This window comes from Acidovorax sp. GW821-FHT09A11 (assembly GCF_059418365.1).
Genome location: NZ_JBWKPS010000004.1, coordinates 14,111 through 35,969, shown reverse-complemented (window position 1 = coordinate 35,969; position 21,859 = coordinate 14,111). Strand labels below are relative to the sequence as shown.

Genomic DNA, 21,859 nt, shown 5'->3' with positions numbered 1-21,859 from the left:
GCACCGCCATGGCCCTTCCCCCGCTGCTGGATCCGGACCGCATGGCCATGGTCGCCAAGGGCGTGTCGGCCATCGTGGCATCGTGCAACGCCCAGCTGCAGCCGAGCATCATGCGCGCGGTCGGCTCCCACATCAGCGCGGACGGGCATCAGGTCACCGTCTTCCTGCGCCGCAGCCAGTCGCGGCAACTGCTGCAGGACATTGCCGAGACAGGGCAGATCGCCGTCGTCTTCAGCGAGCCGTCCACGCACCGCACGCTGCAGCTCAAGGCCAGCCGGGCGGTGCAGCGCCCGGCCGCCGCCGCCGACGCGCCGCTGCTGGAGGCGTACCTGCGCTCCATGGAACACGAGGTGGGCCTGGTGGGGTACGGTCCGCGCTACGTGGGCGCGATGCTGGCAGCGCCGCTGGCGGACGTGGTCGCCGTCAGCTTCACGCCTGCCAGGGCCTTCGACCAGACACCGGGGCCGCGCGCGGGCGCCGCGCTGCCCGCGCCGCAGCCATGAGCCAGCCCCTCCTGTCCCTGCACACGATCCGCCCCTGCCTGGAAGGAGCGATACCGGCCGTCATGGCCACCTGCGACGCCGATGGAACCCCCAACGTCGCCTACATCTCGCAGGCGGTGTACGTGGACGAAGGGCATGTCGCCCTGTCGTTCCAGTTCTTCAACAAGACGCGCCAGAACATCCTGCGCAACCCCCGCGCCTCGGTGCTGGTCCTGGACCCGCGCACGGCCAGCTTCTACCGCCTGCACCTCGACTACCAGCGCACGGAAGCCACGGGCCCGGTGTTCGAGAGCATGCGCGCGCAGCTGGCGGGCATTGCCTCGCACGCGGGAATGGCGGGCGTCTTCGAACTCAAGGGGGCCGACATCTACGCGGTGGACCGCATCGAATCCGTGGCGGGCGAGAGCCTGCCTCCGCCAGCGCCGCGCCCCGGCATGCTGCACGCGCTGCGGGCCTGCAGCGAGCGCATGGCCCGCTGCACCGCGCTCGACGAGCTGCTGCAATGCACCCTGGGCGCATTGCGCGAGCAGCTGGACATCGAGCACGCGATGGTGCTCCTGCTCGACGCGCCTTCCAGCCAGCTCTACACGGTGGCCAGCTGCGGCTACGCAACCTCGGGCGTCGGATCGGAGATCCGCCTCGGCCAGGGGGTGATCGGCGTCGCGGCCCAGGAAGGGACACCCGTGCGCATCAGCCATTTCACCAATGCCGCCCGCTACAGCCACGCCATCCGCGAGAGCCTGGATGCCCATGCCGGCACCGGCAATCCCCAGCCCGCCCGCGGCCTGGACATTCCCTACCCGGGCCTGGCCCAGCCGCACAGCCAGGTGGCGGTGCCCCTGATGTCCGCCGGACGCCCGCTGGGCGTGCTGTTTGCCGAAAGCCCCCAGGACATGCGCTTTGGCTTCGAAGATGAAGACCTGCTGGTGGCCATTGCGGGCCAGCTGGCTGCCGCCATCGACCTGCTGCAGGCAGCGCCCGATGCGACCGAGCCCCTGCCCGCCCCCGCTGTAGCAACGCCAGTGAGCGGCAGCGCGCTGCGGGTGCGCCACTTTGCGGCCAATGACAGCGTGTTCATCAACGACGACTACCTGATCAAGGGCGTGGCAGGAGCCATCATCTGGAAGCTGCTGCGCGACCACCAGCACACCGGGCGCGTGGACTTCACCAACCGCGAACTGCGGCTGGACCCCACCCTGCGCCTGCCCGATGTGGCCGACAACCTGGAGGCCCGCCTGCTGTTGCTGCAGCGCCGCCTGCAGGAGAACTGCCCGCACATCCATATCGAAAAAACAGGGCGCGGGCGTTTTCGGCTGTGCGTGCTGCGCCCCGTGGTGCTGGAAGACGCCTGACGCCTCAGTGCACCAGACCAGGCACCACCGGCAGGCCCAGGCTGCGCATCAGCTTGGTCCACTCGGGCTGCGTGAGGTGCGGCTGCACTTGCGCCAGCACTGCGGCCAGCACGGGGGCGGGCGCATGCTGCTGCATGTCCGACAGCATGGCCGTGCGCTCGGCCGGTGACATGTAGGGCACCATCCAGCGGGCTACCACCATCATTTCGTGCGGCGGGATCGAGGCCACCAGCGCATCGTGCACACCCGCCAGTTCCGCGTCGGTGTAGCACTGCCAGAGCACGCGGTTGTGCGCAGTCTCTTCCTCGTGCATGTGCTCGAAGTTGTGTGCCACAAACAGCGCCAGCTGGCGGTACAGGGCCAGGGTGGCCGCAGCCCGTGCGGGCTTGGCACAGGCCATGAGGTGGTTCACCCCGTCTGCCAAGGCCGTGATGGCCTGTTCGTGCTCCACATGCTCACCCGCAATGCTCTGGCTGGAGCCGGGCTGGCGCGCCTCCATGGCGGCGTGCACAAACTGGTTCTCGTGGTGCAGGTGCGCGCGGCACAGGTCCAGCAGCTGCATCACACGGTCGCAGGTGTGGGCGAACTCCAGGTCGTCCTCCACATCCATGCGGCCCAGGCCTAGCAGCGTGTCGGCCATGAAGGCGCGCAGCGCCTTGTGGATGCTGGCGTACATGTCCATGCGGCGGGCGGCGGGCTGGGCTTGGGTCAGTGCGGCAATTTCGCGGGCATCAATCTTCATCTGCTTCTTTCATGGCCTCGTGGGACCTCTCAACACCCTGCTTCTAGGGGTGCCGGGCCGGGTGCACCATGCACCCGCTTCCATGAAAAGAAGTCTAGAAAAGCGCGGCCGGTTTGCCTGTTAAAAACTCCTTAAGCAGACCTTCTTCGAACCTTAAAAACCGCGTTCAGTGCCGCGAATGTGAATTCCTTCACACCCGCGCACGCAGCAGGTCCACCGCCTTCTCCGCGATCATCACCGTCGGCGCGTTGGTATTGCCGCTCACGATGCGCGGCATGATGGACGCGTCCACCACGCGCAGGCCCGACAGGCCATGCACGCGCAGTTCGGCATCCACCACGTCCATGGGCCCCGTCCCCATGCGGCAGGTTCCCACGGGGTGGTAGATGGTGTCGGCGTACTGGCGGATGAACTGCTCGATCTCCACGTCGGTGCGCGCGTTGGCGGATGCCGCCAGCTCCTTGGCGCCGAACTTCGCCAGCGCAGGCTGCGCGAGGATCTCGCGCGTGCGCTGGAAGCCGCGCACCATGCGCCGCATGTCATCGGGGTCGGCGAGGAACTGCGGGTCCACCAGCGGCAGGGCCATGGGGTCTTTGCTCGCCAGCGTCACCGAGCCCCGGCTGCGCGGCTGCAGGAGGCACACGTGGGCCGAGTAGCCGTGGCCGAACACCGTCTTGCGGCCGTGGTCCACGAGCTTGCCGATCACGAAGTGCAGCTGCAGGTCGGGCAGGGGCTCGGACGGATCGCTCTTGATGAAGCCACCGGCCTCGGCGAAGTTGGTGGTCAGCATGCCCGTGCGGCTGCGCCGCCATTCGCGGATGCCGCGCAGGGTCTGCGCCATGCCCGAGAGCGACAGCCCGAACAGGTCCTTGAGCGCGGGCGCATCCATGACCTGCACCACGTCGGGATGGTCGTGCAGGTGCGCGCCCACGCCGGGCAGGCCATGCAGCACCGGGATGCCGTGGCTTTGCAGCTGCGCGCCCGGCCCCACGCCGGAGAGCATGAGCAGCTGCGGCGACAGCAGCGCCCCCGCGCTCAGCAGCACCTCGCGCGAGGCCTTCACCTGCCGCAGCGCGCCGCCCTGGCGGTATTCCACGCCCACGGCGCGCCGGCCGTCAAACAGGATGCGGGTGGCCTGCGCGCCGGTGACGACCTGGAGGTTGGGCCGTGCCAGGTGCGGCGTGAGATAGCCCTTGGCGGCGCTGTGGCGCTCGCCGTTCTTGTGCGTGACCTGGTACGGCCCCACGCCCTCCTGCGTGGCACCGTTGAAGTCGGGGTTGTACGGATGCCCGGCCTGCACCCCCGCGTCGGCGAAGTACTGGCTGAAGCGGTTTGGCGCGCGCAGGTCCGCCACGTTGAAGGGGCCGCCCTGGGCATGCCAGGCATCGGCGCCGCGCTCGTTGTTCTCGGCGCGCAGGAAGTAGGGTTTCACATCCTCCCAGCCCCAGCCGGGATTGCCCTGGGCGGCCCAATGGTCGTAGTCGGCATGCTGGCCCCGGATATAGACCATGGCGTTGATCGAGCTGGAGCCCCCGAGCACCTTGCCGCGCGGCTGGTAGCCGCTGCGGTGGTTCAGCGCGGCCTGCGGCGTGGTGTTGAAGCCCCAGCCGTTGAGTTCGAACTTGGCCATCACGGCCAGCCCCGCGGGGCAATGGATGAGCACGCTGCTGTCGGCCGGGCCTGCTTCGAGCAGGCAGACCCGCACGGCGGGGTCTTCGGTCAGCCGGCCCGCCAGGACGGAGCCCGCCGAACCGCCGCCAATGACGATGTAATCGAACATGTTGTGTTGCCTCCTGCGCCGTACATGGCGGCGGTGTGGAGGCACGATAACCGAACGAGCGTTCGATTCGCTTTACCATGCTGCCCGTCTGTTTCACTTTGAAGAGAGCTCTCTATATGACGATTCGAACGGTTGGCATCATCGGCGCGGGCACCATGGGCAATGGCATTGCACAGGCCTGCGCGGTCTCGGGCATCGACGTGGTGATGGTCGACATCTCCGATGCCGCGGTGCAAAAAGGCCTGGCCACGGTGTCGGGCAGCCTGGACCGCCTGATCAAGAAGGACAAGATCACGGCGGCCGACAAGGACGCGGCGCTGGCGCGCATCAAGGTCTCCACCAGCTACGACGACCTCAAGGCCGCGCAGCTCGTGATCGAGGCCGCCACCGAGAACTACGAGCTCAAGCTCAAGATCCTCAAGCAGGTGGATGCGCTGGTCGCGCCCGAGGTGCTGATCGCCTCGAACACTTCCTCGATCTCCATCACCAAGCTGGCCGCCGCCACGTCGCGTGCCGACCGCTTCATCGGCATGCACTTCTTCAACCCCGTGCCCATGATGGCGCTGGTGGAGATCATCCGCGGCCTGCAGACCAGCGATGCCACGCACGACGCCGTGAAGGCCCTGGCCGAGGCCCTGGGCAAGAGCCCCATCACCGTGAAGAACGCGCCCGGCTTCGTGGTGAACCGCATCCTGGTGCCGATGATCAACGAGGCCTTCTTCGTGCTGGCCGAGGGCCTGGCCACGCCCGAGGACATCGACGCGGGCATGAAGCTCGGCTGCAACCAGCCCATCGGCCCGCTGGCGCTGGCCGACATGATCGGCCTGGACGTGTGCCTGGCCGTGATGGACGTGTACCTGACCGAGTTCGGCGACAGCAAGTACCGCCCCTGCCCGCTGCTCAAGGAAATGGTGGCCGCCGGCCGCCTGGGCCGCAAGACCGGCCAGGGCGTTTACACCTACTGAGGACCCCAGGCGCGCTGTCCCCCCGGGGACGGCGCGCCCATCGCGTTGGGTTTTCAATCATGGGCAAGGAGACATTTGCGCCCATGACCAGCAGCATCACCCCCACCACGCCCCCGGCCGAAGGCTGTATCGACACCCAGGTGCTCGGCCACATCCTGCTGATCGGCATCAACCGCCCGGCCAAGCGCAATGGCTGGACGCCGCCCATGTTCCGCCAACTGGCCGAGGCCTACACCCGGCTCGACGATGACCCAGAGCTGCGCGTGGGCGTGCTGCATGCCTTTGGCGACCACTTCACCGCCGGGCTGGACCTGCCCGCCGTGAGCGCCTACATGCAGCGCGGCGAAAAAGCCATCCCCGAAGGCCTGGTGGAGCCCCACGACTACGGCCTGCCCGGCTACCGGCGCCGCAGCAAGCCCATGGTGGTGGCGGTCAAGGGCATCTGCTTCACGGTGGGCATCGAGCTCATGCTGGGCGCCGACATCGTGGTCGCCGCCGATGACTGCCGTTTCTCGCAGATGGAGGTGCAGCGCGGCATCATGGCCACGGGCGGCGCCACGCTGCGCATGGCCGAACGCGCGGGCACCGGCAATGCGCTGCTGCATTTGCTGACCGCCGACGAGTTCGGAAGCAGCGAGGCGCTGCGCCTGAACTTCGTGCAGAAGGTGGTGCCCGCCGCGCAGGTGCTGGACGAGGCCATCGCCATCGCCCGGCGCATCGAGGCCCAGGCGCCACGGGCCGTGGTGGCCACGCGGCTCAACGTGCTCAAGGCCATCGAGCAGGGGCAGGCCGCCGCGGTGGCCGATTTCATTCCCGTGCAGAAACAGCTGGCCAACAGCGAGGATGCGGCCGAGGGCGTGCGCGCCTTCGTTGAAAAGCGGCCCGCGCGTTTCACCGGGCGTTGACAGCCCGCAGAGGCCGCGGCCAGGCTGGGCCGGGCCTCTTGCGCCTTGATGGCACGCGCTGCGCGCGGATAGCACCGTGGGCGAAAGGCCGCCGCGTCCGTCCGCAAAACCAACCCAGCAACAAAAGATTACACAATTCAATTGCACGCAATTGAATTGCACCGCACAATCCACCCCATGGCACGCAGCAACACTTCCACCACCCCCAGCCCGGCAGCGCTGCGCCTGGACAACCAGGTGTGTTTCGCGCTGTATTCCGCCTCGCTGGCGATGACCAAGCTGTACAAGCCCCTGCTGGAGGCCGTGGGCCTGACCTACCCCCAGTACCTCGTGATGCTGGTGCTGTGGGAGCAGGACGGCGTGACCGTCTCCGACCTCGGCGAGCGCCTGTTCCTCGACTCGGGCACGCTCACCCCGCTGCTCAAGCGCCTGGAGACCTCGGGCCTGATCGCCCGCATCCGCGATGCGCAGGACGAGCGCCGCGTGCGCATCAGCCTCACGGCCCCGGGCCGGGCGCTGCGCGACAAGGCGGAAAACATTCCGCCCTGCGTGCTCGAAAGCAGCCAGTGCACCCTGCCCGAGCTGACCGCCCTGACCGGCCAGCTCAAGACCTTCCGCGACCGGATCAACCCGCCGCGCTGACCCTTTTCTTTCACCGTTCGTTTCCACCCCCCGTCCGCATCGCGGACATTCATTGACCCACTGCAAAGGAAGACACCATGACGCAACTCGAAAAAGTCCTCTACACCGCCAAGGCCCACGTGACCGGTGGCCGTGACGGCGCCGCCAAGACCGATGACGGCCGCCTGGACGTCAAGCTGTCCTCGCCCGGCACCTCCGGTACCGGCACCAACCCCGAGCAGCTGTTCGCCTCGGGCTACGCAGCCTGCTTCATCGGCGCGATGAAGGCCGTGGGCGGCAAGATCGGCATCCCCGTGCCGCAGGACGTGTCCATCGACGCCGAAGTGGACCTGGGCCCCATCCCGAACGCCTACGGCATCGCCGCGCGCCTGGCCATCAGCCTGCCCGGCCTGGACAAGGCCACGGCACAGAAGCTGGTGGACGCAGCCCATCAGGTCTGCCCCTACTCCAACGCCACGCGCGGCAACATCGACGTGACCATCACGCTGGTGTAAGCCATGGGCCGGCTGCTGCTTCCCCGCATCGCGGTGGCCCTCGTGGCCATCGAGCATGTGTACATCCTGGTGCTGGAGATGTTCTTCTGGAACAAGCCCCTGGGCCTGAAGACCTTCAACCTGACCCAGGAGCTGGCCGATGCCACCGTGACGCTGGCGGCCAACCAGGGGCTGTACAACGGCTTCCTGGCCGCCGGGCTGTTCTGGGGGCTGTTCACCGGCAACCGGCTGTTCAAGATCTTCTTCCTGGGCTGCGTGATCGTGGCCGGGGTCTTCGGCGCCGCCACCGCCGTGCCCAAGATCTTCTTCACCCAGGCGCTGCCGGCCATCATCGCCCTGGCCCTGGTGCTGGCCCTGGACAAGCCCGCGCGCCAGCGCAGTCTGTAATAGCTACAAAAATCATAGCTTCCAGCGCTTGCCAGCCAAGCGCTGGAAGCTATTCTCACATGCGGCATGGCGCTCCCCGGCGCCCGGCCCGCGCGCTGCAAGCTGGCATTCAGCCACGCGCGCGATGATGGTGCCCAATACTCGCGCCATGAAGACCGCCCTCCTCTCCGACATCCACGCCAACCGCCAGGCCCTGGACGCCTGCCTGCAGCATGCCCGCGCGCAGGGCGCCCAGCGATTCGCCCTGCTGGGCGACCTCGTGGGCTACGGCGGCGACCCCGTGGCCGTGGCAGACCAGGCCATGGCGCTCGCGCAGAACGGCGCGCTGTGCGTGCTGGGCAACCACGACGCCATGGCGCTCGCGCCGCCCGCGACGCCCCGCAACCGCGCAGAGCTGGGCGCGCGGTGGACACACGACCGCCTCGCGTCGCGGCACCACGCCTTCCTGCAGGCCTTGCCGCTGACCGCGCGGCTGGGCGGCAACGCCCTGCTCGTGCACGCCAGCGCCGACGCACCCGCCCAGTGGCGCTACGTGGACGACTCCAACGCGGCCGAGCGCTGCATGATGGCGGCGCAGGCCATCGACCCCGCCATCCGCTATGTGTTCTGCGGCCATGTGCACGAGCAGGTGCTGTACTTCCTCACGCCCACCGCCAAGCTCATGCGCTTTGCGCCCGAGCCCGGCGTGCCCGTGCCCGTGCCGCCACACCGCCAGTGGCTCGCCATCGTGGGCTCCGTGGGCCAGCCGCGCGACGGCGACGCACGCGCCATGTACGCGCTGTTCGACGACGCGGCGGCGCAGATCACCTTCCATCGCGTGCCGTACGACCACCTGGCCGCCGCGGCCGCCATCCGCGCGGCGGGCCTGCCCGGCTTCTATGCGGACCGCCTGGAAAAAGGCCAGTAGGGATGAAACACCCCCCTGAGCGGCCGCGCCGCTTCTCCCGCCCCCGCATCGCTGGGGGATGCGGGCAGGGGGACGGCGCCAGCGCGGCACGCGGCGCAAGGGAAAATCAACATGAAACTGCTTGAGCCCGGCACCGAGATCGACGGCTTTCGCGTGGCCGAGTGCATCCACGCGGGCGGCATGGCGCATATCTATGCCGTGGAGTACGCGCAGGCAGGCCGCAGCCCCGGCTTTCCGATGGCGATGAAGATCCCGCGCATGACCGCGGGCGACGGCGCGGAGAACATCGTGGGCTTCGAGGTCGAACTGCAGATCCTTCCGGTCCTCACCGGCCCCCACGTGCCGCGCTTCGTCGCCGCCGGCGACCTGGTGCGCCTGCCCTACCTCGTCATGGAATACGTGCCGGGCCAGACGCTGCAGCACTGGCTGGACGGCGCCGCCGGTCCGGGCATGGCGCCCACCCCGCCAGAGACCATTGCGCGGCTGGGCGCGGCCATTGCCCACGCCGCGCACAGCCTGCACCAGCAGAACGTCTGCCACCTCGACCTCAAGCCGGCCAACGTGCTCATCAAGAGCGACGGCGACGCCGTGCTGCTGGACTTCGGGCTCTCGTGCCACGCGCACTACCCCGATCTGCTGGCCGAGGAAATGCGCCAGGCCGTGGGTTCGCCCACCTGGATCGCCCCCGAACAGGTGGTGGGCGTGCGCGGCGACCCGCGCAGCGACATCTTCGCCATCGGCGTGATGCTGTACGAGCTGGCCACCGGCGAGCTGCCCTTTGGCTCGCCCACCACGCAGGGCGGCCTGCGCCAGCGGCTGTGGATGACGCCCGCGCCCCCCCGCAAGCACCGCGCCGACATCCCGCCCTGGCTGCAGGAAGCCATCCTGCGCTGCCTGGAGCCCGAGGCCGCCAGCCGCTACCCCTCGGCCGCCCACCTGGCGTTCGACCTGACCCACCCGGCGCAGGTGCCCATCACCGCGCGCGGCCAGCGCACGCAGGGCACGCCGCTCACCACGCACCTGCGCCGCTGGGTGCGCGCGGCGGGCATGCACTACCAGCCCAGCCCCCTGCCCGCGCAGCAGATCGAGGAGACTCCCATCCTCATGGTGGCCGTGCCACATGCCGACGTGAGCGATGCCACGCTGTATTCGCTGCGCCAGGCGGTCGCGCGCTCGCTGGGCATCCGGCCCGGCGCGCGCCTGGCCTGCGTGACGGTGATCTCGCCCTCGGCCAGCAGCACGAGCGACAGCGAACGCAGCGAGACCACGCTGCACCGCCAGCACATGGCGAGCCTGCGGCAATGGGCGCAGGGGCTGGACCTGTCGGGCCACCACGCGAGCTACCACGTGCTGGAAGCCAGCGACGTGGCCCAGGCGCTGGTGCGCTACGCCGCCAGCAACCACGTGAGCATGATGATCCTGGGCGCGGCCACCCACGGCCTGCACACCCAGCGCTTCATCGCGACGGTGCCCATGCGCGTGGCGCGCGACGCGCCCTGCACCGTCATCCTGGTCAAGCAGTCGCTTCCGTTCGAGCAGCTGGCGCACCCCCTGGGCGGCTGAGCGGCCGTGCCGCGCTGTCGCGCAGGCGGCGCGGGCATCTTGAGCCGGCGGGGGGTTTCGTTTAGCGTCGCGGCATGAGCACCACCACCACCCTCCTCGTGCGCCAGGACCAGCTGGCCACCACCCGCCAGTGGGCCGCCGAAGAACCCGCCCTCGCCGAGGGCCAGGTCCGCGTGCGGGTCGAACAGTTCGCCCTCACGTCCAACAACATCACCTATGCCGCGCTGGGGAACATGCTCAACTACTGGCAGTTCTTCCCCACCAGCGAGCCCGGCTGGGGCATCGTGCCCGTGTGGGGGTTTGGCACGGTGACCGAGTCATCGCACCCCGACGTGGCGGTGGGCGAGCGGCTGTACGGCTACTGGCCCATGGGCACCCAGGCGGTGCTCTCGCCCCAGCGCGCCAACGCGGCCGGCTTCAGCGACGGTGCCCCCCACCGCGCGGGCCTGCACGCCGTCTACAACCACTACCTGCGCACCCGCACCGACCCGCTGTACCGCGCCGACAACGAGGACGTGCAGGCGCTGCTGCGGCCGCTGTTCATCACCTCGTGGCTCATCGACGACTTTCTGGCAGACCAGCAGTTCTTCGGCGCCAGGCGCATGCTGCTGTCCAGCGCGTCGAGCAAAACGGCCTACGGCACCGCGTTCCAGCTGGCGCAACGGGGCGGCATCGAGGTCGTGGGGCTGACGTCGCCGGGCAATGTGGCCTTCTGCGAAAGCCTGGGCTGCTACGACCGCGTGGTCACCTACGACGCGCTGGAATCGCAGCTCGACGGCGCCACGCCCAGCGTGTACATCGACTTCGCGGGCAGCGTGGGCCTGCGCCAGCGCATCCACGCCCACTTCACGGGCCTGGCCTACAGCTGCTCGGTGGGTGCAAGTCATGTGGGCGATCTGGGCGGTGCCGGCCAGCTGCCCGGCCCGCGCCCGGTGATGTTCTTTGCGCCCGCCCAGGTCAAGAAGCGCCACGCCGACTGGGGTGCACAGGGCCTCAACGACCGCCTGGTGGCGGCCTGGAACCAGTTCAGCGCCGCCGTACAGACCGCCTCCAACCCCTGGCTGGTGGTGCACAACCATGAGGGGCCCGAGGCCACGCAGGCGCTGTTTGCCGCCGTGCTGGCCGGCAGCGGCGACCCGCGCGCCGGGCACATCGCCACCATGCTGCCCCGCTGACACGCAACGCGCGGGACATGCCGGGGCGGGCGGCGACAATGGGGCATGACCCCATTGCCTCCCGACACCGCGCCCGACACCCGCCCCCCCGCCGACCAGCACCCCTACGCCCGCCTCACCCCCGACCAGGTGCTGGACGCGCTGGCCGGCGTGGGCCTGTATGGCGATGGGCGCCTCATGGCCCTGTCGTCGTACGAAAACCGGGTGTACCAGGTCACCCTGGAGGATGGCGAGCGCGTGGTGGCCAAGTTCTACCGCCCTGGCCGCTGGAGCGAGGCGCAGATCCTGGAAGAGCACGCCTTTGCCGCCGAGCTGATGGCCGCCGAGGTGCCCGCCGTGGGGCCCCTGGTGCTGAACGGCAGCACCTTGCACCAGCACGACGGGTTTGCGTTTTCGGTCAGCCCCTGGCGCGGCGGCCGCCAGCCCGAGCTGGATGACTTCGAGGTGCTCGAATGGATCGGCCGCTTTCTCGCCCGCATCCATACCGTGGGCGCGGCCCGGCCGTTTGTGCACCGCCCGCTGCTGGACGTGCAGACCTTTGGCACGGCGTCGTACGACTGGCTGCTTGCCCGGGAAATCATCCCGCTCGACATGCAGGCCCAGTGGAAGGCCCAGTGCGAAAAGGCTCTTGAATTGATAGCTTCCAGCGCTTATCCATCAAGCGCTGGAGCCCCATTTAGCTTGAAAGATGCCACCCCCATCCGCCTGCACGGCGACTGCCACCCCGGCAACATCCTCTGGACGCCGCTGGACGAATGGGGCCGGGGCGGCCCGCACTTCGTGGACCTGGACGACGCCCGCATGGGCCCGGCCGTGCAGGATCTGTGGATGCTGCTGTCGGGCGACCGGCGCCAGCGCACCCACCAGCTCGGCGCCCTGATCGACGGCTACGAGCAGTTCCGCGGCTTCGACCGCCGCGAGCTGGCGCTCATCGAGCCACTGCGCACGCTGCGCCTGATCCACTACAGCGCCTGGCTCGCGCGCCGCTGGCAGGACCCGATCTTCCCGGTCAACTTCCCGTGGTTCGGCACCAGCGACTACTGGCGCGGGCAGGTGGACATGCTGATCGAGCAGATCGAGGCCATGCAGGAAGAGCCCCTGTCCGCCTGAGGCAGCCCCGCGGCCTGCGTGCCGCGCCACGGGATTCGCCCCGCGGGTGCCGGCGATGCCCTTGGCGCCTCTTCATTGCAAACGATTGTCAACCCGTGTGCACGCGGGTGCGATGTCGCGCACCATCAGAAAAACGACCTTCAAGAAGGGCATTTTTCTGACTTGCGAAGGGCCTCCAGGCCCGAAGACTCACACCACCATGCGCATTGCCGTCCTCAACGACGACCCCCTCCTGCCCGACATGATCAAGGGCGCCCTCGAGCGCCTCCACCACGTGTGCCACTTCTATGCCAGCGGCGCGAGCCTGCTCAAGGACGTGCGCCACGAGACCTTCGATCTGCTGATCGCAGACTGGCATCTTCCCGACATGAACGGGATCGAGGTCATACAGCGCATGCGCGAGATGATCGGGCACCAGCTTCCCATCCTGCTGGTCACCCGGCGCAACGAGGAGCGCGACGTGATCGAGGCCCTCAACCGGGGCGCCGACGACTTCATGACCAAGCCGGTGCGCATGGGCGAGCTGGTGGCACGCGTCTCGGCCCTGCTGCGGCGGGCCTACCCGCAGACCATGGGCGAGGCGCTGGTCTTCGGCCCCTACCGCTTCGACGCGGAGCGGCGGCTGCTGACCCTGCACGGCGCTCCGCTGGCGCTGAAGAACCGCGAGTACGAACTGGCCCTGTTCATGTTCCGCAACGCGGGGCGGCTGCTGTCCCGCGCGCACCTGCGCGAAGTCGTGTGGGGCGAAATCAGCGAGGCGGCTTCGCGCTCGCTCGACACCCATGTATCGCGCCTGCGCGCCAAGCTGCAGCTGACCCCGGGCAACGGCTACACGATCACCGCGATCTACGGCATGGGCTACCGGCTGGACGCCGCGGATTCGCGCGGCTAGACGGCCCCCGCGCCCTCCCCCGCCAGCGTGCGGGCCGGCCCACGCGGCGCACACGCAGCCCGCGGCACACACCCGGCGGACCTCCCGCACCCCACACGCATCCCGGAATGAAAAAAGGCCAGCACGCAGGCAGCGTGCTGGCCTTGGACCGGGCCGCGAGCAGCAGGCTATCCCGGCGCGATCACCGCGATAGCCGCTGCCACGCGCGCACTACCGGCGGCGACCCACGGCAGGGTGCTGCCAGGCCATCAGCCCCAGCAGGACCGCCAGCAGGATCAGGCCCCACTCGGACAGCGTGGGGATGCTGCTGGTGGTGTTGGACACCGTGGTCGTGGCGCTGGCCGTGTTGTTGGGCGGGTTGGTATCGCCCGGCGCATCCACGGTGGCGGAGTTCACCAGCGGACGTGCGCCGCTGTAGGGGGACGACAGCATGGTGCTGATCGTGAAGGTGCGCGAAGCCCCTACCGCCAGTGCGCCGACCGCACAGCGCACGGTGCCCGAGGCATTGACGCACCCGGCAGCGGAGACGAAGTTGACACCCGCCGGCAGCACATCCACCACCTGCGCGCCATCGCTGGCCAGCGGGCCGTTGTTGGTCACCACCAGCGTGTAGTCCAGCGCCGCGCCCGGTGCGATCGGGCCCGCGGGCGCCGTCTTGGTCAGAGCCAGGTCCGTGGCCACGGTGAAGCGGCGCGCGGTCGTGTCATGCGTCACCACGTTGTTGGCCAGCGTGGTCTCGGTTTCCTCCACCACCACGCTCGCCTGGTTGAACGCGGTGCCGCTGGTGGCCCCCGCGACGGTGAGGGTTTCCGCGCGCATCACGTAGGTGATGGTGGCGCTCTGGCCGCTGCTGAGCCCTGGGAAGGAGCAGATCAGCGTGCCGCTGGTCGCACCCACCGCGGGCTCGGTGCAGGAGCCGCCCGCATTCACCGTGAGCGAGCCCCGGTAGCTGAAGGTGGCCGTGGGCGAGGAGCCCGGCGCGGGGAACACGTCGGTCATCACCACGTTGGTGCCGAAGGACGGGCCGCTGTTGTTCACCGTGATCGTGTACGTCGTCGACTGCCCCAGGTCCACCGGGTCGGAGCTGTCCACCTTGTTCACCAGGATGTCCAGCTGCGGCGCCGTGACGGGCGTCGTGGTGGTGGCGCTGTTGTTGGCCAGGCTCGACTCGGTGGTGGCGGTGGTCGCGGCGACGCTGTTGACCACGCTGCTGCCTGCCGCGTTGCCCAGGGGACGCATGCGGTAGTTCACCGTCTGCTGCACGCCGGCATTGATGCTGGCCCAGTTGCAGGTGAGCGTTCCGCCCACCGTGCCTGCCGCGACGGGGACACAGCTACCGCCCCCGCTCACGCTCACCACGTCGATAAAGGCGGCATTGGACGGCAGGGTGTCCACCATCTGCACGGTCTGTGCGGTGGAAGGCCCCGTGTTGCCGATGGTCGCCACGAAGGTGATGGGCGCACCGGCCGCGACCGTGGAGGGCGTGGCCGTCTTGGCGGCGGTCACGTCCACGATGGCCGTGACCTGGCTGGTCACGCTGCCGCTGTTGTTGGCCTGGTTGGGGTCGCCCACGTCGGCGGAACGCACGGTGGCGATGTTGGTGCGCGGGCCGGTGGCGGCGATGCTGGGGCGCACCACCACGGTCACCGTGGCCTGCGCGCCGGAGTTCAGCGTGCCCAGGTTGCAGCTCAGGTTCTGCGAGGTGCCGTTGGTGACGCCGTTGGGCGTGCAGCTGCCCTGCGAGGCCACGGCGGACTGGAAGCCGCCGGTGGTCACCAGGCTGGCCAGCGTGTCCGACACGATGACATTGCTGGCGGACGCCGGGCCGACGTTGTCGACCGTGATGACGTAGGTCAGGTTCTGGCCCGCGACCACGGGGTCCGGCGCTGCGGTCTTGGACACGACGCGCAGGTCGGCCTGGGTGGCGGTGGCGGTGACGCCCACGCCCACGCAGTTGTTCGTCCCGTTGCTGTCCACTCGCGCACCTCCCCCCAGCGCCACACAGGCATTGTTGGTGACGGTACCCGCGCTGGCCAGCACGGCGGACACCGTGACGGCAGGCGCACTGGAGTTCGCGTTCAGGCCCGTGGAGCGGGTGCAGTTCCAGGCTGCCACGCCGTTGCCGACAAAGGGCAGTGCATCGCAGGTCCAGCCCGTGGCGCTGACGAGGCTGTTGAGCGTCACACCGGCAGGTACCACGTCGGAGATGGTGATCGCCTGGCCGTTGGGTACCGCCAAGGGGCCGGTGTTGCGCGCCGTCAGCGTGTAGTTGAACGCCTGGCCCGGCACTACCGGGTTGATGCTGGCCGTCTTGGTCAGCTGCATGTCCGCATCGTTGCTGGCCGTCACGTTGACCGAGTCCGAGTTGTTCGCGGGCACCGGGTCGGCCAGCGGCGTGTTGACGGCGGCCGTGTTGCCCAGCGTGCCCGCACTGTTGGCCGTGGCGGTCACGGTGATGACGGGCATGTTGGTGAAGTTGGCACCGGTGTACTCCGTGCGCGTGCAGGTGATCGTGGCGTCACAGGTCCAGCCTGTGCCCACGGCGGACACGAAGGTGAGCCCCGCGCCCAGCGTATCGGTCACCGTGACGGGCCGGCCCACCAGCGACTCCCCGCCATTGAGGCGCGGCGTGAGCGTGTACACCACGTTGGTGCCCTGGGCCACATTGGAGCTGGCGGCGCTCTTGGTGATGGCCACATCGGCACCGGAGGCGGAAGTCACGTCGGCGGAGGTGGTGTTGTTGGAGGTGTTGCCGTCCGGCATGGCCGAGTTGTCGGGCTTGAGGCCGTCGATGGCGAATGCGGCGGTCACCGTGCCGTTGACGTTGGACACGGCGGGGACCGTCAGCACGGCGGCGGACGCTCCATTGGCGAGCGTGCCCGCGCGGGTGCAGGTCACCGTGCCGCTGTTCAGCGGGTAACCGCCCGAGGCCGTGCACGACCAGCCCGTGCCCGTGGGCGTCGACGTGATGGAGGCGCCGGCCGGCACGGTGAAGGTGATGCGCTGGCTCCCATCGGCCGCATTCGGGCCGTTGTTCGCAGCCTGCAGCGCATAGCTGTAGGCCTGCCCGGCCACCACGTTGGCCGTGGAAGGCGTGGCCACGAGCGCCAGGTCGGCCGCCTGCGTGGCGGTGGTGTCCTGCACGCTGTTGACATTGTTGCTGGTGTTGGGATCGGACGTGGCGCTGGAGGCCGTGGCGGTGTTGGTCCACACGCCCGCGGAAGGCAGCCGCACGCGGATCGTCACGGTCTGGTTGGTGTTGAACGCGATGTTGCCCACGGCGCAGTTGACGGTGCCGCCAGCCTCGCTGCACGAGCCCGCCGTGGTGTTCACGTCGATGAACGTGGAGCCCGCGGGAAGGGTGTCCACCAGCGTGACGCCGGTGGCGCCGTTCGGGCCGTTGTTGTCGATGCGCAGCGTGTACGTGAAGATGCCTCCGGCGGGCCCCGGGTCCGGGGAATCCGCATGGTTCACCACCAGGTCGGCGGACTGCGCCAGGGCGGCCCCGGCAAACAACCCGCTGGCCAGCAAGAGCCAGCGGAAGCGGCGCACGGCGCGCTGCGCGGGCGCAGCCGCAGGAACCTCGCGTGCCTGCGCGGTGGCATCGCTGGCAGGCTGCATGGACCCGCTGGATGTCTGCGCGCGCCAGGGAGCGCGGCCGCTCGTCCATAGTCGCGTCAATCGATAGGGCATTGAATTCTCCTGAAGTGGATGGCTCGAACTTCCGGCCACGCCGCGACCTCACCAGGCCCCTCAGGGCTGGCAAAAAATGCGAGGGAGTGCGTGAACGCGCCTGGGCCGCCATGGGCAAAGGCAGGGCCTGAATTTATCGAGCGCGGCAGGCGTAATCCGCGCAGAAACAATCGTTAACGTTCGTGAACCGTATTGCGTATTGTTTCCACCACGCCGGCCGTGGCGCGCAGGCGCCCCCGGACAGTGGACCGGTTCCACGGCACTGGGCTATGCTGCGCCATCCCAGATCCCCAGCGAGTTGCCCCGGCCATGAAGGATTTGTTCCGCAACCTCTTTTCCATCCGCCAGCAGCGCCGGCCTGCCCCGGTGGGGCCCTTGCCGGCGGTGGGCACGTTCATCATCCGGGGGCCGGTCAAGATGGCGATCACCTGCCCCGTGCCGCCCGAGCTCTGGGACTGGCTGGTGCTCTCGGGCTGGCGCAACCTGCCCGTCAAGAATGACCGGCGCAAGGGGCTGCTGGCGCCGCAGGGCGCGCTCAAGGAGCTGATCGACGCCGACCCGCAGGAGCGCAACCGCGCGCACGACCGCCTGCTGGAGCAGGCGCGGCCGGAGGATTGAGGCGCACCGCCCCCGCCCGCTGGCGCGGAGGACGCCAGCGCCGGCGCAAAAAAACCCCGTGATGCCCTGGCATCGACGGGGTTTGCTCTATTTTTAATAGCTATCGGCGCTTGATGGCCGGGCGCCAGCAGCCTATTTCATCCCCGTCACACCAGCAGCGCATTCACCCGCCGCACGTAGGCCGCCGGGTCTTCGGGCAGGCCGCCTTCGGCCAGCAGCGCCTGGTCGAACAGGATGTGCGCGAGGTCGTGGAAATGCACGCTGCCGTCGAGCTTCTTGACCAGCGCATGCTCGGCATTGACCTCCAGCACGGGCTTGGTCTCCGGCGCCTGCTGGCCCGCCTGCTTGAGCATGCGCGCGAGCTGGGTGCTCATGCCATCGTCCTGCACCACCAGGCACGCGGGTGAATCGACGAGGCGCGTGGTCACGCGCACGTCCTCGGCCTTGTCCTTGAGCGCCTCCTTGAGCTTGGCGAGCACGGGCTTGAAGGTCTCGGCGGCCTCTTCGGCGGCCTTCTTCTCGGCCTCGTCCTGCAGCTTGCCCAGGTCCACCGCGCCCTTGGCCACGCTTTGCAGCGGCGTACCGTCGAATTCGTGCAGGTAGTTCAGCGCCCACTCGTCCACGCGGTCGGTCATGAGCAGCACCTCGATGCCCTTCTTCTTGAAGACTTCGAGCTGCGGGCTGTTCTTGGCCGCCGCCAGGGTGTCGGCGGTGATGTAGTAGATGGCCTCCTGACCTTCCTTCATGCGGGCCTTGTAATCGGCAAAGCCCACGGTGGCGGTGTCGCTGGTGGTGGACGCAAAACGCAGCAGCTTGGCCAGGCGCTCGCGGTTGCCAAAGTCTTCGCCCAGGCCTTCCTTGAGCACGGCGCCGAATTCGGCGTAGAACTGGCTGTACTTGCCTTCCTTGGCCTTGTCGTCGGCGTCGACCACATCGGTCACGCCGTCGTCGCCCGCCGTGGCCTCATGCTTGTCGTGCTTGGCCAGGTCTTCCAGCATGCTGAGCACGCGCTTGGTCGAGCCTTCGCGGATGGCGCGCACGTCGCGGCTTTCCTGCAGCAGCTCGCGGCTCACGTTCAGCGGCAGGTCGGCCGAGTCGATCACGCCCTTGACGAAACGCAGGTAGGTGGGCATCAGCGCCTCGGCGTCGTCCATGATGAACACGCGCTTGACGTACAGCTTCACGCCGGCCTTCTTGTCCCGGTTCCACAGGTCGAACGGCGCCTTGGCGGGGATGTACAGGAGCTGCGTGTACTCGGTGTTGCCCTCGACGCGGTTGTGCGCCCAGGTCAGCGGGGCTTCATGGTCGTGGCTGATGGTCTTGTAGAACTCGGCGTACTGCTCGTCCGTGATGTCCTTCTTGGGGCGGCTCCACAGCGCGCTGGCCTTGTTGATGGTTTCCCACTCGCCGGTCTTGACCATGGCGCCCGGCTGGCGGCCGCCGTTCTCGTCCGAAGGGTTGATCAGCTCGCCGTCTTTCCACTCTTCCTTTTCCATGAGGATGGGCAGGCTGATGTGGTCGGAGTACTTGGCGATGACGGACTTGAGCTTCCAGGCGTTGAGGTATTCCTCGGCGTCGTCGCGCAGGTGCAGGATGATGCTGGTGCCGCGCTGCGGACGGTTGATGGTTTCCACCTCGAAGTCGCCCGTGCCGCCGCTCACCCAGCGCACGCCTTCGCCGGCAGGCAGGCCCGCGCGGCGCGACTCGACCGTGATCTTGTCGGCCACGATGAAGCCCGAATAGAAGCCCACGCCGAACTGGCCGATGAGCTGCGCGTCCTGCTTCTGGTCGCCCGAGAGCTTGCCCATGAAGTCCTTGGTGCCGCTCTTGGCGATGGTGCCCAGATGCTCGATGGCCTCCTGCTGGCTCATGCCGATGCCGTTGTCGGTGATGGTGAGCGTCTTCGCGTCCTTGTCGAAGGTCACGCGCACTTCCAGGTTGGGAGCGTCCTCGAACAGCGCGGAATTGTTCAGGCCTTCGAAGCGCAGCTTGTCGCACGCGTCCGAGGCGTTGGAGATCAGCTCGCGCAGGAAGATCTCCTGGTTGGAGTACAGCGAGTGCGTGACAAGGTGCAGCAGCTGGGCCACTTCGGCCTGGAAAGACAGGGTCTGTTTGGTGCTCATGGTGTCTTGGAGATTGCTGTGTAAGGTGCAAGGGAACGCCTTTCACGGGCCACGTGGGTGGCGAGGAAAGGCGTTCGCGCGTGTTCACCTCGGGGCGGACTGGCTGATTTCAAGGGTGTTTCGCACACGGCGGCCTCCGGCGCGGCCTGCCGTCCGTCCCTGCAGACGGCGGGCAGACGGGGCCGGGCGCTGAAGATTGTTGACAATCTGCAGGCAACTGGCAGTATTTTTTGTCATTTGCCCCCCATAAGATGCACGCGCCGCCGCTGTTCCGAAGGGAGCAGCCTTCCAGAACCCTGTGCCCTTTTTTCTTTCGGAGCCGTCCTGCCATGCCCACATCCCTTCAAAAATGGTCCGCCGAGTTCCTCGGCACGTTCTGGCTGACCCTGGGAGGCTGCGGCAGCGCCGTGCTGGCTGCCGCCTTCCCGCAGCTGGGCATTGGTTTTGTCGGCGTGTCCCTGGCCTTTGGCCTCACGGTGCTGACAGGGGCCTATGCCCTGGGACCGATCTCGGGCGGGCATTTCAATCCCGCCGTGTCGGTGGGGCTGGCGCTGGGTGGCCGCTTCAAGGCGTCCGAGCTGCCCGGCTACGTGGTGGCCCAGGTGCTGGGCGCCATCGCCGCGGCGGGCGTGCTGTACCTCATCGCCACCGGCAAGCCGGGCGCGGACATCGGGGGTTTCGCCACCAACGGCTATGGCGAACACTCCCCCGGCGGCTATGGCCTGGTGGCCGCCGTGGTGACGGAGGTCGTGCTGACGGCCGTGTTCCTCATCGTGATCCTGGGCGCCACGGCCAAACGCGCGGCCAGCGGCTTTGGCGGGCTGGCGATCGGCCTGTGCCTCACGCTCATCCACCTGATCTCCATCCCGGTGACCAACACCTCGGTCAACCCCGCGCGCAGCACCGGCCCGGCGCTGTTTGGCCCGGCCTATGCGCTGTCGGAACTGTGGGTGTTCTGGGCAGCGCCCATCGCAGGCGCGCTGCTGGGCGCCGCCATCTACCGCGCGCTGCTCAGCGACGACTGAGGGGGCGGGCTTCAGCCCTCGATCGTGATGCGCTGCACCAGCGTCTGCAGGATCTTGTCGGCCTTGTCGTTGGCCACCTGGCAGGTGCCCGCGGCCGCATGCCCGCCGCCGCCAAACTCCAGCATGAGGTTGCCGATGTGCACCTGGCTGCTGCGGTCGAGGATGGACTTGCCCGTGGCGAACACCGTGTTCTGCTTTTGCAGGCCCCACATCACGTGGATGGAGATGTTGCACTGGGGGAACAGCGCGTAGATCATGAAGCGGTTGGTGGCCCAGATGGTTTCTTCCTCGCGCAGGTCCAGCACCACCAGCTTGCCGATGCGGATGGCGCAGCGCTGCAGCTGCTCCTGGGCCTTGGGGGCATGGTCTCGGTACAGCTGCACGCGCTCCTGCACGTCGGGCAGAGCCAGGATGTCGGCGATGTCGTGGTCGCGGCAATACTGGATGAGGTCCATCATCAGCGCATAGTTGCTGATGCGGAAGTCGCGGAAACGCCCCAGTCCCGTGCGCGAATCCATCATGTAGTTCAGCAGCACCCAGCCCTGGGGGTCCAGGATGTCTTCGCGGGAGTACTGGGCGGAGTCGGCCTGGTCCACCGCCGCCATCATTTCGTCGGTGATGCGCGGAAAGGCCGCCTTGCCGCCGTAGTGGTTGTAGACCACGCGGGCCGCCGACGGCGCATGGGCCTCGATGATGTGGTTTTCGTCGCGCCGGCCCGAGTTGCGCACGGTTTCCGATTCGTGGTGGTCGAAGACCAGGTGGGCCCCCGGCACATAGGGCAGGTTGGTGGTGATGTCGCGGCTGGTGATGGCGATCTTGCCGTCCTGCATGTCCTTCGGGTGCACGAAGGTGATCTCGTCGATGAGATTGAGCTCATTGAGCAGCACGGCACACACGAGGCCGTCGAAGTCGCTGCGGGTTACCAGCCGGTATTTCACGTCGCTCACTAGTTTCTCCTTGTCACATATTCATGGCCACATGGT

Annotated in this window: 19 protein-coding genes; 14 read left to right on the top strand and 5 right to left on the bottom strand. The window is 68.3% G+C overall.

Features of this window, described 5'->3' with window-relative positions; translation table 11 throughout:
- The first annotated feature begins 8 nt into the window (after nt 1–8).
- Nucleotides 9–503, top strand: a complete 495-nt coding sequence (locus AC07PV_RS11255) for a hypothetical protein (RefSeq protein WP_218340577.1) — start codon at nt 9–11, stop codon at nt 501–503.
- Nucleotides 500–1,855, top strand: coding sequence for a GAF domain-containing protein (locus AC07PV_RS11250; protein WP_494630272.1), 1,356 nt, complete (start codon nt 500–502; stop codon nt 1,853–1,855). Before AC07PV_RS11255 ends, AC07PV_RS11250 begins: the two co-directional genes overlap by 4 nt.
- 4 nt (nt 1,856–1,859) lie before the next feature.
- On the opposite strand, the gene AC07PV_RS11245 is transcribed toward AC07PV_RS11250, so the two are convergent.
- Nucleotides 1,860–2,597 carry a hemerythrin domain-containing protein gene (locus AC07PV_RS11245; protein ID WP_494630271.1) on the bottom strand — a complete coding sequence of 246 codons (738 nt, stop codon included), beginning with the start codon at nt 2,595–2,597 and terminating at the stop codon, nt 1,860–1,862.
- Between the two features lie 190 nt (nt 2,598–2,787).
- A complete protein-coding gene (locus tag AC07PV_RS11240; protein ID WP_494630269.1) occupies nt 2,788–4,377 on the bottom strand; it encodes a GMC family oxidoreductase in 1,590 nt (529 codons plus the stop codon).
- Between the two features lie 116 nt (nt 4,378–4,493).
- On the opposite strand from AC07PV_RS11240, the gene AC07PV_RS11235 reads away from it, so the two are divergent.
- The 10 genes from AC07PV_RS11235 (at nt 4,494) to AC07PV_RS11190 (ending at nt 13,417) form a co-directional block, all read left to right on the top strand.
- Nucleotides 4,494–5,342 carry a 3-hydroxybutyryl-CoA dehydrogenase gene (locus tag AC07PV_RS11235; protein ID WP_218293079.1) on the top strand — a complete coding sequence of 283 codons (849 nt, stop codon included), beginning with the start codon at nt 4,494–4,496 and terminating at the stop codon, nt 5,340–5,342.
- An 83-nt stretch (nt 5,343–5,425) separates the two neighbouring features.
- Nucleotides 5,426–6,247 (top strand): crotonase/enoyl-CoA hydratase family protein, encoded by an 822-nt coding sequence (locus AC07PV_RS11230; protein WP_218293078.1) that lies wholly within the window; start codon nt 5,426–5,428, stop codon nt 6,245–6,247.
- Between the two features lie 177 nt (nt 6,248–6,424).
- A complete protein-coding gene (locus tag AC07PV_RS11225) occupies nt 6,425–6,889 on the top strand; it encodes a MarR family winged helix-turn-helix transcriptional regulator (RefSeq protein ID WP_369641294.1) in 465 nt (154 codons plus the stop codon).
- A gap of 77 nt (nt 6,890–6,966) precedes the next feature.
- On the top strand, nt 6,967–7,383 hold the full coding sequence (locus AC07PV_RS11220; protein ID WP_218293076.1) for an organic hydroperoxide resistance protein: 417 nt from the start codon (nt 6,967–6,969) through the stop codon (nt 7,381–7,383).
- Nucleotides 7,384–7,386: 3 nt separating this feature from the next.
- A complete protein-coding gene (locus tag AC07PV_RS11215; RefSeq protein WP_369641293.1) occupies nt 7,387–7,770 on the top strand; it encodes a DUF1304 domain-containing protein in 384 nt (127 codons plus the stop codon).
- 148 nt (nt 7,771–7,918) lie between these two features.
- The gene (locus AC07PV_RS11210; RefSeq protein ID WP_218293074.1) at nt 7,919–8,677 is read left to right on the top strand and encodes a metallophosphoesterase family protein; all 759 of its coding nucleotides are present in this window, start codon (nt 7,919–7,921) and stop codon (nt 8,675–8,677) included.
- Nucleotides 8,678–8,788: 111 nt separating this feature from the next.
- Nucleotides 8,789–10,240 carry a protein kinase domain-containing protein gene (locus AC07PV_RS11205; RefSeq protein ID WP_494630268.1) on the top strand — a complete coding sequence of 484 codons (1,452 nt, stop codon included), beginning with the start codon at nt 8,789–8,791 and terminating at the stop codon, nt 10,238–10,240.
- Nucleotides 10,241–10,314: 74 nt separating this feature from the next.
- Nucleotides 10,315–11,415 carry a DUF2855 family protein gene (locus tag AC07PV_RS11200; protein WP_218340583.1) on the top strand — a complete coding sequence of 367 codons (1,101 nt, stop codon included), beginning with the start codon at nt 10,315–10,317 and terminating at the stop codon, nt 11,413–11,415.
- Between the two features lie 45 nt (nt 11,416–11,460).
- On the top strand, nt 11,461–12,525 hold the full coding sequence (locus AC07PV_RS11195) for a serine/threonine protein kinase (RefSeq protein ID WP_494630267.1): 1,065 nt from the start codon (nt 11,461–11,463) through the stop codon (nt 12,523–12,525).
- Nucleotides 12,526–12,724: 199 nt separating this feature from the next.
- Entirely contained in the window at nt 12,725–13,417 is a 693-nt protein-coding gene (locus AC07PV_RS11190) for a response regulator transcription factor (protein ID WP_218293070.1), read from the top strand.
- A gap of 210 nt (nt 13,418–13,627) precedes the next feature.
- Here AC07PV_RS11190 and AC07PV_RS11185 read toward each other — a convergent pair whose 3' ends face one another.
- A complete protein-coding gene (locus AC07PV_RS11185; RefSeq protein WP_494630266.1) occupies nt 13,628–17,038 on the bottom strand; it encodes an IPTL-CTERM sorting domain-containing protein in 3,411 nt (1,136 codons plus the stop codon).
- A 381-nt stretch (nt 17,039–17,419) separates the two neighbouring features.
- Between AC07PV_RS11185 and AC07PV_RS11180 the strand changes: the two genes are divergently transcribed.
- A complete protein-coding gene (locus tag AC07PV_RS11180) occupies nt 17,420–17,728 on the top strand; it encodes a hypothetical protein (RefSeq protein ID WP_218293068.1) in 309 nt (102 codons plus the stop codon).
- 146 nt (nt 17,729–17,874) lie between these two features.
- Here AC07PV_RS11180 and htpG read toward each other — a convergent pair whose 3' ends face one another.
- On the bottom strand, nt 17,875–19,851 hold the full coding sequence (gene htpG, locus AC07PV_RS11175; RefSeq protein ID WP_494630265.1) for a molecular chaperone HtpG: 1,977 nt from the start codon (nt 19,849–19,851) through the stop codon (nt 17,875–17,877).
- Nucleotides 19,852–20,180: 329 nt separating this feature from the next.
- Between htpG and aqpZ the strand changes: the two genes are divergently transcribed.
- Nucleotides 20,181–20,876 (top strand): aquaporin Z, encoded by a 696-nt coding sequence (aqpZ, locus tag AC07PV_RS11170; RefSeq protein ID WP_492246303.1) that lies wholly within the window; start codon nt 20,181–20,183, stop codon nt 20,874–20,876.
- 11 nt (nt 20,877–20,887) lie between these two features.
- Here aqpZ and AC07PV_RS11165 read toward each other — a convergent pair whose 3' ends face one another.
- On the bottom strand, nt 20,888–21,823 hold the full coding sequence (locus AC07PV_RS11165) for an exopolyphosphatase (protein ID WP_218293065.1): 936 nt from the start codon (nt 21,821–21,823) through the stop codon (nt 20,888–20,890).
- Nucleotides 21,824–21,859: the final 36 nt, after the last annotated feature.